General features: G+C 65.7%; 15 protein-coding genes. 4 read left to right on the forward strand and 11 right to left on the reverse strand.

Annotated elements, in window-relative coordinates; translation table 11 throughout:
- Positions 1-238: 238 nt before the first annotated feature.
- Together CSC74_RS07230 and CSC74_RS07235 are read left to right on the forward strand one after the other, a co-directional pair.
- On the forward strand, positions 239-1,513 hold the full coding sequence (locus CSC74_RS07230; protein WP_425501439.1) for a TCR/Tet family MFS transporter: 1,275 nt from the start codon (positions 239-241) through the stop codon (positions 1,511-1,513).
- Positions 1,506-2,342, forward strand: a complete 837-nt coding sequence (locus CSC74_RS07235) for a D-hexose-6-phosphate mutarotase (RefSeq protein ID WP_246193037.1) — start codon at positions 1,506-1,508, stop codon at positions 2,340-2,342. Before CSC74_RS07230 ends, CSC74_RS07235 begins: the two co-directional genes overlap by 8 nt.
- Positions 2,343-2,467: 125 nt before the next feature.
- On the opposite strand, the gene CSC74_RS07240 is transcribed toward CSC74_RS07235, so the two are convergent.
- The 8 genes from CSC74_RS07240 to CSC74_RS07275 all read right to left on the reverse strand — a co-directional run bounded on the left by CSC74_RS07240 (position 2,468) and on the right by CSC74_RS07275 (position 14,234).
- Entirely contained in the window at positions 2,468-2,917 is a 450-nt protein-coding gene (locus tag CSC74_RS07240) for a PepSY domain-containing protein (protein ID WP_162313784.1), read from the reverse strand.
- Positions 2,918-3,146: 229 nt separating this feature from the next.
- Entirely contained in the window at positions 3,147-4,328 is a 1,182-nt protein-coding gene (locus CSC74_RS07245) for a benzoate/H(+) symporter BenE family transporter (RefSeq protein WP_162313785.1), read from the reverse strand.
- Between the two features lie 146 nt (positions 4,329-4,474).
- Positions 4,475-5,827, reverse strand: coding sequence for an Hsp70 family protein (locus CSC74_RS07250; RefSeq protein WP_162313786.1), 1,353 nt, complete (start codon positions 5,825-5,827; stop codon positions 4,475-4,477).
- A gap of 135 nt (positions 5,828-5,962) precedes the next feature.
- The gene (locus tag CSC74_RS07255) at positions 5,963-7,408 is read right to left on the reverse strand and encodes an FAD-dependent oxidoreductase (RefSeq protein ID WP_162313787.1); all 1,446 of its coding nucleotides are present in this window, start codon (positions 7,406-7,408) and stop codon (positions 5,963-5,965) included.
- A 124-nt stretch (positions 7,409-7,532) separates the two neighbouring features.
- Positions 7,533-12,005 (reverse strand): glutamate synthase large subunit, encoded by a 4,473-nt coding sequence (gene gltB, locus CSC74_RS07260; protein ID WP_162313788.1) that lies wholly within the window; start codon positions 12,003-12,005, stop codon positions 7,533-7,535.
- 249 nt (positions 12,006-12,254) lie between these two features.
- Positions 12,255-12,953, reverse strand: a complete 699-nt coding sequence (locus CSC74_RS07265; RefSeq protein ID WP_162313789.1) for a DUF4386 domain-containing protein — start codon at positions 12,951-12,953, stop codon at positions 12,255-12,257.
- Positions 12,954-13,398: 445 nt separating this feature from the next.
- On the reverse strand, positions 13,399-13,866 hold the full coding sequence (locus CSC74_RS07270; RefSeq protein WP_162314248.1) for a LuxR family transcriptional regulator: 468 nt from the start codon (positions 13,864-13,866) through the stop codon (positions 13,399-13,401).
- 152 nt (positions 13,867-14,018) lie between these two features.
- On the reverse strand, positions 14,019-14,234 hold the full coding sequence (locus CSC74_RS07275; RefSeq protein WP_162313790.1) for a DUF4287 domain-containing protein: 216 nt from the start codon (positions 14,232-14,234) through the stop codon (positions 14,019-14,021).
- A gap of 80 nt (positions 14,235-14,314) precedes the next feature.
- On the opposite strand from CSC74_RS07275, the gene CSC74_RS07280 reads away from it, so the two are divergent.
- Positions 14,315-14,629, forward strand: a complete 315-nt coding sequence (locus CSC74_RS07280) for a hypothetical protein (protein WP_162313791.1) — start codon at positions 14,315-14,317, stop codon at positions 14,627-14,629.
- 13 nt (positions 14,630-14,642) lie between these two features.
- Here the strand turns inward: CSC74_RS07280 and CSC74_RS07285 are convergent, their stop codons facing one another.
- The 3 genes from CSC74_RS07285 to CSC74_RS07295 are packed head-to-tail and all read right to left on the reverse strand — an operon-like array spanning position 14,643 to position 15,795.
- A complete protein-coding gene (locus CSC74_RS07285; protein ID WP_162313792.1) occupies positions 14,643-15,035 on the reverse strand; it encodes an MmcQ/YjbR family DNA-binding protein in 393 nt (130 codons plus the stop codon).
- Positions 15,036-15,054: 19 nt separating this feature from the next.
- Positions 15,055-15,381, reverse strand: a complete 327-nt coding sequence (locus tag CSC74_RS07290) for an I78 family peptidase inhibitor (protein WP_162313793.1) — start codon at positions 15,379-15,381, stop codon at positions 15,055-15,057.
- A 54-nt stretch (positions 15,382-15,435) separates the two neighbouring features.
- On the reverse strand, positions 15,436-15,795 hold the full coding sequence (locus CSC74_RS07295; RefSeq protein ID WP_162313794.1) for an I78 family peptidase inhibitor: 360 nt from the start codon (positions 15,793-15,795) through the stop codon (positions 15,436-15,438).
- A gap of 89 nt (positions 15,796-15,884) precedes the next feature.
- On the opposite strand from CSC74_RS07295, the gene CSC74_RS07300 reads away from it, so the two are divergent.
- Entirely contained in the window at positions 15,885-17,006 is a 1,122-nt protein-coding gene (locus CSC74_RS07300; protein ID WP_162313795.1) for a DNA topoisomerase IB, read from the forward strand.
- The last annotated feature ends 61 nt before the right edge of the window (positions 17,007-17,067 follow it).

The raw sequence follows: 17,067 nt of genomic DNA on the forward strand, positions 1-17,067 counted from the left end.
GCTTGCGCGGCGGGAGAGGGGAACGGAGCGAGGATGTTTTCGATTGCGCCGGGTGTTCCGGGTTCGGGAGGAAAGATGATGACGCCCAGGATCAAAAGCCGAACCCTCTCCCTCGGCGCTGCGCGCCTTTCCCTCTCCCGTAAAGGGAGAGGGGGGAGCCAAGCCTTTCCCTGTCTTTGACGAAGCGTCCGCGACCCGCACCCGCTAAACTGCGCAACCCCTGTCGACCCGTCCTACCGTGAACGCAGACTCCAAGCCCGCGAACAAGCGCACCGCCGCGCTGATCTTCATCTTCGTCACCGTGCTGATCGACGTGCTGTCGTTCGGCGTGATCATCCCGGTGCTGCCGGGGCTGGTGCGCCAGTTCACCGGCGGCGATTACGTGCAGGCCGCCTGGTGGATCGGTATCTTCGGCTTTCTGTTCGCCTTGATCCAGTTCTTCAGTTCGCCCATCCAGGGCACGCTATCCGACCGCTATGGCCGACGCCCGGTGATCCTGCTGTCCTGCCTGGGGCTGGGCATCGACTTCGTGCTGATGGCGCTGGCCCAGTCGCTGCCGTGGCTGCTGGTAGCGCGCATCTTCTCCGGCATTTTCTCGGCCAGTTTCACTACCGCCAACGCCTACATCGCCGACGTCACCGCGCCGGAGAAGCGGGCCAAGGCATTCGGCATGATCGGCGCGGCGTTCGGGCTCGGCTTCATCATCGGCCCGGCGCTTGGTGGCTTCCTCGGCAGCTGGCATCTGCGCGCGCCGTTCTGGTTCGCGGCGGGGCTCGCATTGCTGAATTTCATGTACGGGTGGTTCGTGCTGCCCGAATCGCTGCCGAAGGAAAGGCGCACCGCGCGCTTCGACTGGGCGCATGCCAACCCGGTCGGTTCATTGGTGCTGTTGAAGAAATATCCGCAGGTGTTCGGCCTGGCGGCGGTGGTGTTCCTGGCCAACTTCGCCCACTACGTGTATCCGAGCGTGTTCGTGCTGTTCGCCGAATACCAGTACCGCTGGACCGAGTTGCAGGTCGGCTGGGTGCTGGCGATCGTCGGCGTGTGCAGCGTCATCGTGCAGGCTGGCCTGATCGGTCCGCTGGTGAAGAAGCTGGGCGAACGCCGCGCCTTGCTGTTCGGGCTGGCCTGCGGCGTGGCCGGCTTCTGCATCTATGGCCTGGCCGAAGCGGGATGGATGTTCCTGATCGGATTGCCGATCAGCGCGTTGTGGGGCGTGGCCGGGCCGGCGACGCAATCGCTGATCACGCGCCAGGTCGATGCCGGCGCGCAAGGCCGGGTGCAGGGCGCGCTGATGAGCCTGGTCAGCTTGGCGGGAGTGTTCGCGCCGCTGGCGTTCGCGGGCACCTTCGGCTTGTTCATCAGCGAACGGGCGCCGGTGCACCTGCCGGGCGCGGCATGGTTCCTGGCTGCGCTGTTGTTGTTCGGCGCGTTCCTCGTCGGCTGGAGGTTCGCCCGCGAGACGCCCGCGCCAGTCGCATTGAAGGGCGTCGCGGATGGCATCGATGGATGAAGGCGAATTCCTGGGCCTGCCCGCGCTGCTGATCCGCACGCCGCAGGCCACCGCGGCCTTTTCGCTGCATGGAGGGCAGTTGTTGTCCTATGTGCCGGATGGATTCGTCGATCTGCTGTGGCTGTCGCCCGACAGCAAGCGCGCGCCTGATGCGATCCGTGGCGGGGTCCCGGTGTGCTGGCCGTACTTCGGTCGCCAGGGCCAGACGGACGATGTCCCGCAGCACGGCTTCGCACGCAATACGGCATGGACGCTGGTCGAGACAACGAATGGGTCGGACGGCGAAACCACGATCGAACTGTCCCTGCCGGAACACGCGGGCACGCCGCTGCGGCTGTCCCAGACCCTGCGCGTCGGCCGCGGCCTGACCCAGTCGTTGACCACGCGCAACACCGGGACCGCGCCGGTGGCGTTCACCCAGGCGCTGCACACTTATTTCCATGTCGGCGATGCGCAACGCGTGCAGGTCGGCGGTCTGGAGGGTTTGACCTACGCAGACAAATACGACGGTCGCGAATACCTGCAGGCCGGCGCATGGAGCCTGCGCGATCCGGGTCGCTGCGACCGCATCTACCGTCGCGCTGGTGGCCGTTACGTCCTGCACGACCCGGTGCTGCGTCGTCGCATCGAACTGCAGACCTCGGGCAGTCGTTCGCTGGTGGTCTGGAATCCGGGCGAACAGGGCATCGCTGCGATCGGCGATGCGCCGGCCGATGGCTGGCGCCATTTCGTCTGCCTGGAAGCGGCCAATGCGGGAGAGGATGTAATCGAGCTTGCGCCGGGCGAGACGCATACGCTGCGGCAAACCATCGAGGTCTCGCCTTTGTAGGAGCGACGCGAGTCGCGAGCTTTTTCTTTCAGTCGCGACTCACGTCGCTCCTACGCCATCGGTCGCAACACCCAAAAAGAAGGCCGCATCGCTGCGGCCTTCCTTTTTTCCATCTACTTCAACATTCAATCATTCTCGACGTGCAGGATCCTGCCGTCCTTCGGATCCAGGCGGATCTCCACGTTCTTGCCGTCCTCGCGTTCGGCCTCGGCCTTCCACACGCCGTCATCGAAATCGACGTCGTGCACCTTCGAGTAACCTTCGGCGCTCAGCTTTGCTTTTACGTCGTCCTCGCTGAGCGTCGAGACCAGGGCCTCGGCGAAGATCCTGCCGCTGGCAGGATCCACGCGCACGTCGACGCGGTTGCCGTCGGCGCTGGTGGCGTCGGTTTCCCAGGCGCCATCCTCGAAATCGAGGTCGTCGATGCGGGTATAGCCTTTCTCGGTCAACAGGGCGCGCACCTGCGGTTCGGTCATCGTGTCGACGGAAGCATGCTGCCGCGCCATGGCCGCGCCGGAGACGAGCATCAGTGAAACGGTGGTGGCGGCAATCAGATTGTGCTTGAAGTTGCGCATGGATTGCTCCTGCATTCGAGGGAGCGTGGAGTGTGCGTGCGCGCAATGCACTCGCGCATGAACTCACGGTCCGTCGACATTGCTGAAGCCAATGCCAACGCATCGATGCCGGCCAAGACCTCTGTAGGAGCGCCCATGGGCGCGAGTTTCTGATCCCCAAGGCCTCGCGCAACAAAAAAGGAAAACCTCGGAGCTCGCGACCGACGTCGCTCCCACAGGAAAGGTTGATTCATTTCTTCCAGCGCAACACCAGCAAGGTCAGCACGCCGGCGAGCAGGCCCCAGAACGCGGAACCGATGCCGAACAGAGTCAGCCCCGAGGCGGTGACCAGGAACGCGATCAACGCCGGTTCGCGATCGCCGTCCTCGCGCAATGCCGCGGCCAGGCTGTTGCCGAGGGTGGCGAACAGGGCGATGCCGGCGATGGCCATGACCAGTTCCTTCGGGAACGCCGCGAACAAGGCGGCTACCGTCGCCCCGAACAGGCCGACCAGCACATAGATGAAACCCGCCGACATCGCTGCCACATAACGGCGGTCGGGATCCTCGTGCGCTTCGCGGCCCATGCAGATCGCCGCGGTGATCGCGGCCAGGTTCAGGGCGTAGGCGCCGAACGGCGCCAGCAGCACGTTGGCCACGCCGGTCCAGCCGATCACCGGCGAGATCGGCACGTGGTAACCGGAGGCGCGGATCACCGCCACGCCCGGCACGTTCTGCGAGGTCATGGTGACGATGAACAACGGCAGGGCGATGCCGAACACCGCCGCCAGCGACAACGTCGGCATGATGAACACCGGCCGGGCCAGCTCCAGTTGCAGATCGCCGGTGCGCAGCAGTCCCTGGCCGATGGCGAAGGCGATGCCGACCAGCAAGGTGACGATGACCGCATAGCGCGGCATCAGCCGGCGTCCGAGCAGATAGACCACGAACATGGTCAGGGCCATGCCCGGCCGCGTGTCCATGGCAACGAACACATCCAGGCCGAAACGCAGCAACACCCCGGCCAGCATGCCCGAGGCCAACGACACCGGAATGCGCCCGAGCATGCGTTCGAACACGCCGGAGAAACCGGCCGCGGCCATCAGCAGCGCCGACAGCACGAACGCGCCGATCGCATCGGACAACGGCAAGCCGGCGCTGCTGGTCATCAGCATCGCCGCGCCCGGCGTCGACCAGGCGGTCACCACCGGCATGCGGTAGCGCAGCGACAAGGCGATGCAGGTGATGCCCATGCCCAGGCCGAGCGCCCACATCCATGAACTGATCTCCGCCTGCGACGCGCCCAGCGCCTGCGCGGCCTGGAACACGATCACCGCCGAACTGGTGAAGCCGACCAGCACGGTGACGAAGCCGGCGGCGATGGCGGAAAGGGAAAGGTCGCGGATGAAGTGGCGGGGTGGGTTCGAGGACATGGCGATATTGTCGCCCGTAGGAGCGCCCCTTGGGCGCGATGCTCTTGCGGGTGGCATGACGAAGAGCATCGCGCCCAAGGGGCGCTCCTGCGCGCCGCGCAAGAGCATCGCGGGCAAGGCCCGCTCCTACCCCGCCCGCAAGAGGGTTACAGGTGGCTTGCCAGCCCCGAAACCACGCCCAGCGACGGATCGCCGTGCACCAGGCGCGCATGCGGGAACGCATCGCGGACCACCGCCTGCACATACGGCGCGCGCGACATGCCGCCGGTCAGGAACACGCTGTCCGGCGGCATCGCCAGTTCCGCCGCGACTTCCTGCAGCAAGCGCGCCAGCCTGCCCAGGAAATCCACGCTGGCGGCGGTGAGGTCGGCGCGACTGGCCGCGACCGACAACGCCGCATCGATGTAATCCAGTTCGTGGCGGCTGGCCTGGTGTTCGCTGAGCCGCATCTTCATCGTTTCCACTCCGCGATACAGGCGCGTGGTGCCACCGTCCTGCTGCAGCGCCTGCAGGCGGCCGTTGTACGGCGCCGGGACTTCGCTGAAATCGCGCTTGTGGAACGCGCGCTGGCGCGGCATGTCCTGGACCATCGCCGCGTCGACGAAATGATGCGCGGGCACGCGGGTGTCGCCGCGGCCGAACAGCGGCATGAACTGGGCCATGCTCAGGGCCAGGTCCACGTCGGTGCCGCCATTGGGCAGGCCCCAGGCGCGATGGATCACCGGCATCTCGCTGCCGCCGACGTGGGCATGGGCGATGTCGGTGGTGCCGCCGCCGATGTCCACCACCAGCGTGGAATGACGGGTATCGCTGCCGGCGTGGTAGTGCAGCGCCGCGGCCACCGGTTCTTCCAGGAAATCCACGGCCTCGAAACCGGCGATCTGCGCCGCCTCGGCCAGGATGTCCAGCGCTTGCTCGCCGCCTTCCGGTCCCAGCGAACTGCGGAACTGCACCGGTCGCCCGATCGTGGCCAGGCGCACGTCGATGTCCAACTGCTCGCTGGCCGCCATCCGGATGTGTTCCAGGATCTGCGCGGCGATGCCGGTGATGGTCTGGCGCGCGCGCGGCAGCAGGTCGTAGCCGAGCATCGACTTCGGCGACTGGACCAGGTGGCCACTGCCTTCCAGCAGGTAACGGTCGATGGCTTCCTCGCCGAACACCGCGTCGTCGAGATCGGCTGCGGAATCCTCGGCTTCCTTCACCTGCGCTTCCAGCCACTGCCGGCGCACCACCTGCACCGCATCGCGATACAGCTGCGCCTCGCTGCGCGGCATCGCCCCGCTGCGGGTCTGTTCCGCCTTGGCCGCACGCACCAGTACCGCCACTTCGCCTTCCAACTCGCGGGTCAGGCGGAAATCGGCCGGGTCTGGCAGGGCGACGGGGAAGAACGCCGCGGTGCGGAACTGCGGCAGCCCGTTGAACTGGATGTGCTGCAGCCGGTCGCCCACGCGCGCGGCCGCCGCCGAATAGCTGGTGCCGAAGTCGATGCCGATTCTCATGGGGGGAGGAAGCCTGCGCGGGGCCGGCGATTCTACGCGGTACCGGCGGAAACCCGTAGGAGCGGGCCTTGCCCGCGATGCTTTCGCGGGAGGCATAACGAAAAGCATCGCGGGCAAGGCCCGCTCCTACATGGGTCAGGTGAGCAACAGCTGGGCGATGCTGTTGGCCGCGTCGCGGCCTTCGGCCACCGCCGTCACCACCAGGTCGGCGCCGCGCACGGCATCGCCGCCGGCGAACAGTTTCGGATTCGTGGTCTGGAAGGGAAGGCGTTCGTCGCCACCGGCGATGATGCGTCCGTTCGGGCTGCCTTCCACGCCCTGGGCGGCCAGCCATTCCGGCACCGTCGGCGAGAAACCGAAGGCGATGATGACCACGTCCGCTTCCAGCAGCGATTCGCTGCCTTCGATGGCAACCGCGGATTGGCGGCCGCGCGCATCGGGCTCGCCCAGCCTGGTTTCGACCACGCGCACCCCAACGAGTTGTTCGTCGTCGCCTTCGATCGCCAGCGGCGCGCGGTTGAACAGGAAGCGCACGCCTTCCTCGCGCGCGTTGGCAACTTCGCGCGCGGAGCCGGGCATGTTGGCTTCGTCGCGGCGATAGGCGCAGGTGACTTTCGCGGCGCCCAGGCGGATCGCGCTGCGCACGCAGTCCATGCCGGTGTCGCCGCCGCCAAGCACGACCACGCGCTTGCCGTTGAGGTCGGGCAGCGTCAACGTATCCTCCCAGCCCGCGATCGGCCGGCCCCAGGGATCGTTGCCGCCGACGATGCGTCCGTTCTGGACCAGGAACGGCAAGGCCGGCAGCACGTTCTTCAGGTCCTGTCCCGCGAGCCCGCCATCGGTGTAGCGGTACGCGCCGGTGCCGAGGAACACCGCGTCGTATTCGGACAGCAGTTCCTCGATGGACAGATCCTTGCCGATCTCCACGCCCAGGCGGAACTCCACGCCCATTCCTTCCAGCACCTCGCGGCGGCGCGCGATGATGCTCTTCTCCAGTTTGAAGCTGGGGATGCCGAACTGCATCAGCCCGCCGATCTGTTCGTAACGGTCGAATACGACCGCGGCGATGCCATTGCGCGCCAGCACGTCGGCGCAGGCAAGGCCGGCCGGACCGGCGCCGATCACCGCCACGCGCTTGCCGGTCGCGACCACATCGCTCAAATCCGGACGCCAGCCTTTTTCCAGCGCCGCATCGACGATGTATTTCTCCACCGCGCCGATGGTGACCGCGCCGAAGCCGTCCTCCAGCGTGCAGCTGCCTTCGCACAACCGGTCCTGCGGACACACGCGGCCGCACATCTCCGGCAGCGGATTGGTGGTGTGGCATAGCGCCGCGGCTTCGTCGATGCGGTTCTCCTGCACCAGCTGCAGCCATTGCGGGATCGCGTTGTGCACCGGGCACTTCCAGCTGCAGTAAGGGTTGCCGCAATCCAGGCAACGCCCGGCCTGGTGCTGGGCCTCGGGCAGCGCGAACTTGCCGTACATCTCGCCCCAGTCGCCGGACGTGCGCAGCTCCAGCGGGATGCGCTGGGGCATCTGCCGGGGGAGTTCGACGAACTGGAAGACTTGTTTGCGGCTCATAGGGGTGTGCAACTAGAAACGAGTGGAGAGGAACGAGAAACGAGTAGGAGCGGGCATCGCCATGATCTGCAGGAATTCGAGCGGCCCACACTCGTTCCTCGTTCCTCTCCACTCGTTCCTCGCATCACGCCGCTCTCCTCAACGATTCCGTCAACGACTCCAGACTCGCCGCCTTCGGCTTCACCAGCCAGAACTTGCCGACGTAGTCGCGGAATTCGTCGAGGATCTGCTGCGCCCAGATGCTGCCGGTCAGTTCGCGGTGGCGAGTGATCAATTTGTGCAGGTGCTGGCGGTGGCTCTCGAAGCCCTCCGGCGAGATCCGGTGGATGTCGATCAGTTCGTGGTTGTAGCGGTCGACGAAATCGCGATCCAGGTCGAGGACATACGCAAGCCCGCCGGTGAAGCCGGCGCCGAAGTTCAGGCCGGTGCGGCCCAGGACCATGACGATGCCGTCGGTCATGTATTCGCAGCAGTGGTCGCCGGCGCCCTCGATCACCGCCAGCGCGCCGGAATTGCGCACCGCGAAGCGTTCGCCGGCGCGGCCCGCGGCGAACAGCTCGCCGCCGGTGGCGCCATACAGACAGGTGTTGCCGAGGATCGCGGTGTTGCGCGCCTCGAAGCGCGCGCCGCGCGGCGGACGCACCACCAGGCGGCCGCCGGCCATGCCCTTGCCGACGTAGTCGTTGGCTTCGCCTTCCAGTTCCATCAGCAGGCCGCCGGCGTTGAACGCGCCGAAGCTCTGCCCGGCGGTGCCGCGGAAGCGCAGGTTCAACGGCGCCTCGTCCATGCCGTGGTTGCCGTGCGCGCGGGCGATGGCGCCGGACAGGCGCGCGCCGATCGAGCGATCGGTGTTGTGGATCAGGAAACGCTGCTCGCCGCCGGTTTTCTCCGCGATCGGCTTGGCCATCAGCCCGTCGAGTTGCGTGGCCAGGCTGTCCGGCGATTCGTACAGGCGTTGTCCCGCGCAGTGGCCGGTGTCCTGGTGTACGTGCTTGAGCAGGCGCGACAGGTCCACGTTCACTCCCGGTCGTGGCGACAGCTCGATCTGCCGCAGCAGGTCGGTGCGGCCGACGATCTCGTCGAGCGAACGCGCGCCCAGATACGACAGCCACTGCCGCACTTCCTCGGCCAGCAGGCGGAAGAAGTTCTCCACCCGTTCCGGCAGGCCGGTGAAGTGCTTGGCGCGCAGGAATTCGTCCTGCGTCGCCACGCCGGTGGCGCAGTTGTTCAAGTGGCAGATGCGCAGGTACTTGCAGCCGAGCACGATCATCGGCGCGGTGCCGAAACCGAAACTGTCCGCGCCCAGCAGCGCCGCCTTCACCACGTCCAGCCCGGTCTTGAAGCCGCCGTCGGTCTGCAGCACGGTGCGGTCGCGCAACTGGTTGGCGACCAGGGCCTGGTGCGATTCGGCCACGCCCAGTTCCCACGGCACGCCGGCATAACGGATCGAGCTCAACGGACTCGCACCGGTGCCGCCGTCGTGGCCGGAAATGGTGATCAGGTCCGCGCCCGCTTTCACCACGCCCGCGGCGATGGTGCCGACGCCGGCATGCGAAACCAGCTTCACCGAGATCAGCGCGGACGGATTGACCTGGCGCAGGTCGAAGATCAGCTGCGCAAGATCCTCGATCGAATAGATGTCGTGGTGCGGCGGCGGCGAGATCAGGCCGATACCCGGCTTGGCGTAACGCAGCCGCGCGATCATCTCGTTGACCTTGTGTCCCGGCAACTGGCCGCCTTCGCCGGGCTTGGCGCCTTGGGCGACCTTGATCTGCAGCACCTCGGCATTGACCAGGTATTCCGGGGTCACGCCGAAACGTCCCGACGCGACCTGCTTGATCTTGCTGCGCTTGTCGCTGCCGTAGCGCGCGGGGTCTTCGCCGCCTTCGCCGGAGTTGCTGCGTCCGCCGAGGCGGTTCATGGCGACGGCCAGCGCCTCGTGCGCTTCCGGCGACAGCGCGCCCAGGCTGATCGCGGCCGTGTCGAAGCGGCGGAACAGATCGCTGGCGTCGGCGACCTGGTCCAATGGCATCGGTGCGGCGGCGGGCTGCAACTGCAACAGGTCGCGGAGCGCCGAAGGCGGCCGCGAGTTCACCGCGTCGGCGTACTTTTGCCAGTCGCCAGCATCGCCGCTGCGGGTGGCGCGCTGCAGGCCCATGACCACGTCCGGGTTGTACATGTGGTATTCGCCGCCATGCACGTACTTGAGCAGGCCGCCGACTTCCGGCGCCTGCAGCTCGTTCCAGGCGCGCCCGGTCAGTTGCTGCGCCTCGGTGTCGAGGCGGGCGAAGCCGACGCCGCCGATGCGCGATGGCGTGTCCGGGAAGCAAAGTCCAACCACCTCCGGTTCCAGGCCGACGATCTCGAACAGCTGCGCGCCGCGATAGCTGCTGATCGTGCAGATGCCCATCTTGGAAATGATCTTGGACAGGCCCTTGTAGATGCCCTTGCGGTAGCTGCGGCCGATCTGCGCCTGCTCGCCGCCCTTCTTCAACTGCAGGATGCCGCGACGGCCCAGGTCGAACAGGGTCTGGTAGGCGAGGTAGGGATACACCGCGGTCGCGCCGAAGCCGAGTAGACAGGCGATGTGGTGCGGGTCGCGCGCGGTGCCGGTTTCGATGATCAGGTTGACGTCGCAGCGCAGGCCGACGCGGGCCAGGTGATGATGCACCGCGCCGGTGGCGAGCAGCGCATGCGCCATAGGCCGATCCGCGACCGGATAGCGGTCGCTCAGCAGCAGCATGACGATGCCGTCGCGCGCGGCCTGCTCGGCTTCGGCGCAGATGCGCTCGATGCCGGCCCTCAGCCCCTCCTCGTGCGAATAAGACAGGTCGAGCAGCCGGTTTTTCCGGTCGTACGGCTGCATCTTGAACAACTGCCGCAACTTGCGCTGCGAAAGCACCGGCGAGTTGAGGATCACGTGGTTCACCGTCTCCGGGCCCGCGTGGAAGATGTTGGTTTCCCTGCCCAACTGGGTCGTAAGAGACATCACGCAGTCTTCGCGCAGCGGATCGATCGGCGGATTGGTGACCTGGGCGAACGCCTGGCGGAAATAGTCGTACAGCGGGCGCGTCTGCCGGCTCAGCACCGCCATCGGCGTGTCGTCGCCCATCGAACCGGTGGCTTCCTGCTCGGTTTCCGCCAAGGGGCGCAGCACGAACTCCACTTCCTCGTTGGTGAGCTGGAACAGCTTGTGGTAGCTGCGCAGGGTCTTCTCGTCGAACGGCTCCTCGACCAGCGACGGATCGATCAGCTCGGTCTGCAGGTAGGTCACGCCCTGCTGCAGCCATTGCTTGTACGGCGCGCGGCCGCGGTTGATGCGGTCGATGGCCTCGCTGTCGAGCAGGTCGCCGCGCTTGAGGTCGATGGCCATCATCTCGCCGGGGCCGAGCTTGCCCTTGCGGGTGATGCGTTCGGCCGGCAGTTCCCACACGCCCGCTTCGGAAGCGACCAGGAAATGGCGGTCGGAAGTCAGCAGCCAGCGCGCCGGGCGCAGGCCGTTGCGGTCGAGCATGCATGCGGCATAGCGCCCATCGCAGGCGACGATGCCGGCCGGACCGTCCCACGGTTCGGTGTTGAGGCCGTAGAACTCGTAGAACGCGGCCAGGTCGGGATCCTTGAATTCCAGCGACTGCGTCGCCGGGGGAACCAGGATGCGCAGCGCCTGCAGCAGGTCCATGCCGCCGGCGACCAGCAACTCCAGCATGTTGTCGAGACTTTGCGAATCCGAACCGTGCATGGAGATGACCGGATCGAATTCGGCGATGTCGAAGCGCGGCGTCTTCCACACCTTGCTGCGCGCCTGCGCCCAGCGCCGGTTGCCTTCGATGGTGTTGATCTCGCCGTTGTGGGCGAGCAGGCGGAACGGATGCGCCAGCGGCCAGCGCGGCAGGGTGTTGGTGGAGAAGCGCTGGTGGAACACCACCGCGCTCGCGGCCAGGTCGTTGCGCTGCAGGTCGGGGAAGAACGTGGACAGCTTGTCCGGCAGGACCATGCCCTTGTAGCCGATCGCGTGCGGGGTGAGGGTGACCACGTAGAAATCGGCGGCGCTCTTTTCCGGCAGCGACTCGCGCAGGCGTTGTTCCGCACGGCGGCGCGCCAGGAACAGCGCCAGCGAGAAGGCATCGTCGTCCTGGCCTTCGCCGGCATCGACGAAAAGCTGTTCGATGCGCGGCAAGGTGTCTTTCGCCAGTTGTCCGCAGACCGAGTCGTCGGTGGGCAACACGCGCCAGCCTCGCAACATCGTTCCCGCGCGCTGCAATTCCTCCTCGAGATATCCGCGGCATTGCGCGGCCTGTTCCGCATCGTGCGGCAGGAACACCAGGCCGGCGGCATAGCGCGCGCCGATGGAAATACCGGCTTCCTTCGCCAGCGCACGCAGGAACACGTCGGGCTTGCGCAGCAGCAGGCCGCAACCGTCGCCGGTCAGGCCGTCGGCGGCGACGCCGCCGCGATGGGTCATGCGCGACAGCGCGGCGATGGCGGTATCGACCAGCGAACGCGAAGGCTGGTCGTCCAGCTGCGCGACCATGCCGAAACCGCAGGCATCGCGTTCGTCGTTGGGATCGTAGAGTCCCTGGCTGTTGCTGGGGTCCATCTTGTTGCCACCGGATAAGGCCGGCCGGCTCACGCCGGTCGGCGAAGTGACGGCGACACCGCACCCTGCGCAAGCGGCGCTACTGGAATGTCTCCGGAGACCCGACTAAAGCATAGATGTTGCGGTGCCGCAACACGGTTCGACACACGGTCCGGTAGTTACATCGGCAACTGTTTTGCTTCCTGGGATTCGGTCAAGGCGGACAATCGATCCAGGGTCTAAATCAAGCCGGCAGGCTTGAACGAGTCGTCAGGCAGCGCCGGTCTTGGGTCGCCGTGCTCCCACCAGCAGCAGCCAGAGGCAGGTGCCGATCTCACCGACCGCGGCAGGCAAGCCCGCATAGTTCGAGACCAGCGTGTCGGAGTAATGCGGAACCAACAGCTCCCCGAACACGTTGACCATGTAACCAAGGCAACCCAGCATCAGCAGGAGGCCCAGGAGTTTCGGCAGGAAGCCGGATTTCAGCACCAGATAGCCGAAGGGAAGCAGCCACAGTCCCCAGAACAGGCGGGTGACCAGAAGTCCGTTGCCGTACGCCTCGAGCGACAGCTTGGCCATGGCCTGCAGCTGATCGGGAGCGAATGCCTGGCCGAAACGGGCGTCGGTCAACAATGCGAGCGCGTCCAGCCGATGGCCCACGCTGACCAGCGCGATCGGCACGCCCGCGACCGCAAGCGCCACCATCAGCGCGGCGGCGGTCGGGCTGGTGGAACGGAACAACCGGAAAAGAACCAGAGGCAACAGCAGGAACGCGACCTGCTCGATCATGAAGCTGGCGATGCCGGACCGGAACAACGATTCGTGCATGACGATGTTGCCGGCCGTCGCGGTCGGGTCGTTCGTCACGTTGATCTGCGAAGGCACGTAGGCCAGGCTGAAGATGCCTGTCGCCACGACGATGAGGTACAACAGCCCCGCCAGCCTGCTGACCTTGTTTTCATTGGTCATGAGATCGTCTCGCGAATAGCCGGAGCCTTCAGCGAAGTCATGGCGTTCCCTGTTCCCGGGCCGGAGGTCCAACCCACCTTAAACCCTGCGGCCACGAAAGCCGGGTGCTGGAAGTAATGGCGGATGGGCCATGGCGATTCCGTTTCGGTCTGCGCCCGGATCGGGCCGGCTGGTGGAGTGGGTCGGCTCGAATCAATCGTCGGATCCAGGCAGGCGCGCCTGCGACCCGGTCGGGCCCGGATAGGTGGATCACGTGCTTGCGGAAACCGATGGCCGTGCCCGTCATTGCGTCGCCTGCCACGAATGCAATCGGAAGCCCGGGCTCCGCGCCGGGGACGACAGTCGCCTTTAACGCGCGCGTACGCGGGAATTCAGCCGCAAGAACCGGATGTCGATACAGAACAGCTGCGAGAGTTGACGATGCGGCCCCGGCTCGAACGAATTGTCAGGGCTCGTCCGCCACGCGGGAAAAGAACGCGGTCCGCTGCATGGGAGTTCCATCCTCTTTGAAATACGTTTCGGTCTCGGTCAAGACCCCGCGGTCCGCGCCCACCGAAAAGACCCGCGTGGATCTTGGAACTCCCTGATAAACGATCTGCATTACGAGGACGTTCGGGGCGGGCATTTTTGCAGCGAGAACATCGACCCAGTAGGTGCCGGAAGCCCGCCCGGGCGTGCCGTCCAGAGACAGCGTGGACTGGGTGAGCATCTTGTTGTTGTTCTGGTCGATTATCTCGACGTGGGTCGTCCACTTCCCGCCAGGCGCATCGCGGAAATCGAGATGGACGCTCTTTGGCCGCGCTTCGGGCGGCATCGGCAAGGTATCCACGTCCAGAGTCCATTGACCCACCAATGGTGATTCGGCCGGCGACGCGGCGAATGCCGGCGTGACTTGCAGCATGGCGACAGCCAGCGCCGCGATGAATGTCGTTTTCATGCTGTCTCCCTTGTGGGTTGGTCATTCTTGCTTTGATCATTTTTGGGCTGGCGGCGCGACCAATGCTGCGACAGAGCCCTGGCATCCGACACAGCCGACCGCGAAGCAGCTTCGGCTTGAATGGATTGTCAGGCCTCTTGTTGCGCACGGTGGTGGGCGACAAGCGCGTTGGCGCGGCCGCGTCCGATCCGATGTCCGGACTTGAGAAAGGCGACCTGCTCCATGTGCTTCCTGTCCCGTACCGGATCGAGGAGTCCGAGCCAGTGCTTCACGGGCTTTCCATAAGTCTTTTCGATCGAAGGAAAGTAAGAAGCTGGTCCTTTGGATTTTTCGTCTGCTTCCATGCGGTTAATCCAATCTGCGATGGTCTATGGATGAGGCCTAACGCCTGAATTAAGCCGCCCTGGAGGTGGGTTCGGCTTGAATGAATGATCGGGCATCAAGTTTGCTGCTGAATACCTTGATTGCTATGAAAGAGCATAGCCAAGCTAAACCCGTGGAAAAGAATAAAGCAACAAATAAGATGAGCAGAGCCAGTTCGGGCAGGCCATGTGTTGGGAGATCATGGTCTGTGTGGGATGCGGCCAATCCGCACAACGCGAAGAAGGCAATACTGAAGCTTATCCAGAATGCCTTCCAAGAGCGATGCGCGGCGCAGGTCGCGATACAGAAGTACACGGTAAAGGCCAAGGAGATTATGAAGATAGAAAATTCCGCGCTCATTGATGTCTACGCCTGAATTAAGCCGAACCTCAAAGCGGGTTCGGCTCGAATGAATCGTTAGGTCGCTCGCCCGCAATAGCGACTTGCCGCCGCTTTGGAAGGCTCGTGAGCGCCTTGGTATAGGACCATGCAATAAGCTCCTTAAGGTAATCGGCTGGAATTGTGCCGACATCCACGATTGTGACCCAACGGAACCTGGCCATATAACGGGCTGGCTTGATGCCAGGGACGTCCGTCAACTCCAGGAAGCGTTCTGGGGTGGCGCAGATACTGAAGCGCCACTTCTCCGGCTCACTGGTCTTGAAATAGGCGAACTGTTTGCCGCCGACAGAGTAGGCGAGAACGTTGCCAGGCGGCCCGAACAACTTCGAAGAGGCGCCGGGGTAGCGGCTGCAATGTTCTTTGACGGCGGCAACATCCATTGGGCGCTTCCTGAGCGGCCTAACTGCAATTCGCGCTAGCGATCCTGCCTTCCGCATCCAGCACCAGGTTCAGCCGGCCGACGCGGAATTCCTTGGTGATGGGCTGTCCCTGGCGCAGCGTGCGTACCACTTCGGCGCCCGCCGCCTTGCGTGCGGCTTCCACGACCACGGCCGACGGCAACTGGCCGATGGCGTCGGAAGCCTTGCCAGCGTCGCAATGGGAAGGCGACGCGGGATCGGTCGCCGGTTGCGGCGGAACGGCCGCGGCTTCGGAGGTCGGAGCTTGGGCGCAGGCGGAAAGGGCGAGCGACAGGACTATGGCCGAAAGCATCAATGATCTGGACATTGGGGTCGCCTCTTCAGGGAAGGAAAAGCGCGCGTGTCCGGCGGCGGGTGTTGCTCAGCCGCAGCGGATCGCGGTGACCAGGCCGGCGTCGTCCAGGTCCAGGTTCAGACGATTGGCGTTGAACTCCAGGGTCACCGGTTGGTTGGGCTTGAGCGTGCGCGCGGTTTCCGCGCCGGCATCCTTGCGTGCCTGTTCGACATCGGCATCGGTCACTTTCTTGCCGATCGCCCATTGCGCCTGCGAATCGTCGCAGGCCGCCGCCGTCGCCGCCGGTTCGGAGGGGGCGGGTTGCGCGGCTTCCTCGGCGCGTTGTTCGGATTGCGCGGCTGCCTGTTCCTGCTCGTCCGGTTGCGGAGCGCAGGCGGCGAGGGCCAGGGTGAGCAAGGCGGCAACGGGCATCAGGAATCGGGACATGCGGGGCTCCGTGGAATCGGTGGGATGGATTCAAGCATCCCGCATCCCGCATTCGCAAGGCGTTAACCGGCGGGATCCAGAATCCGGCGATGCCGTCCTCCGCCCGCCGTTCCGCCACTGCATCCGCGCAAGAAGCGGCGTCCGGTGCCGCTGCGGCGCAGGCGGTGGAAGCCGGGCTGAGCTATGTCAGCGACGACGATCCCGGGATAAGCCGCCGCCGCGCGGGCAAGGGCTTCGCCTACCGCCAGCCGAACGGCGATGCGGTGCGCGATGCCGCTACCCTGCAACGTATCCGCGCGCTGGCCATTCCGCCGGCCTATACCGAGGTGTGGATCTGCCGCAGCGCGCGTGGCCACCTGCAGGCGACCGGGCGCGATGCGCGCAGGCGCAAGCAGTATCGCTACCACGCGCAATGGAGCGCGATCCGCGGCGACGGCAAGTTCGATCGCATCGTCGCCTTCGGCAAGGCGTTGCCGAAGCTGCGCCGCGCCTTGCGCCGCGATCTCGCCTTGCCGGGCTGGCCGCGCGAAAAGGTGCTCGCCCTGGTCGTCGCGGTGATGGCCGACACCCTGGTCCGCGTGGGCAACGAAGGTTATGCGCGCGACAACAAGTCCTTCGGTCTGACCACGCTGCGCAACCGCCATGCCGAATTCGTCAGTGGCGGACGCGCGCGCCTGCGTTTCAAGGGCAAGGGCGGCCAGGACAACGACATCGCTCTGGACGACAGGCGCCTGGTCAAGCTGGTGCGTGGGGTGCAGCAACTGCCGGGACAGTCGTTGTTCCAGTACCGCGACGACGAGGGCGCGGTGCAGCCCGTGGATTCCGGCGAGGTCAATGACTACCTGCGCGCCGCCATGGGCGAAAGCTTCACCGCCAAGGATTTCCGCACCTGGGGCGGGACGCTGGCGGCGTTCCAGCGGCTGGCGGCGACGCAACTGCCGAAGAAGGCGAGCGAACGCGCCTTGAAGGAGCTGCAGAACGGAGTCGTCCGGTCGGTGGCCGCTGCGCTGGGCAACACGCCCGCGGTCTGCCGCAAGGCCTACATCGATCCCTGCACCTTCGCGGGTTGGCGCGAGGGCAGCCTGCAACGCGCGGCCAACGGTTCGCGCGGCGAGCGGCAATGGGAACAGGCCGCGCTCAGGTTCCTGGCGCGGTCGCACCGTACGCAGCAGGCATCCGCCCGCGGGAAAGCCAGGAAAAAGTCCACGTGATGGCGTCGCGCTTTCACCCGGCGTGAAGCGCCGGCACTGGAGACTGCGATTCCCCCCGCTG

The sequence above is a fragment of the Pseudoxanthomonas yeongjuensis genome (assembly GCF_010093345.1).
Lineage (GTDB): Bacteria > Pseudomonadota > Gammaproteobacteria > Xanthomonadales > Xanthomonadaceae > Pseudoxanthomonas_A > Pseudoxanthomonas_A yeongjuensis.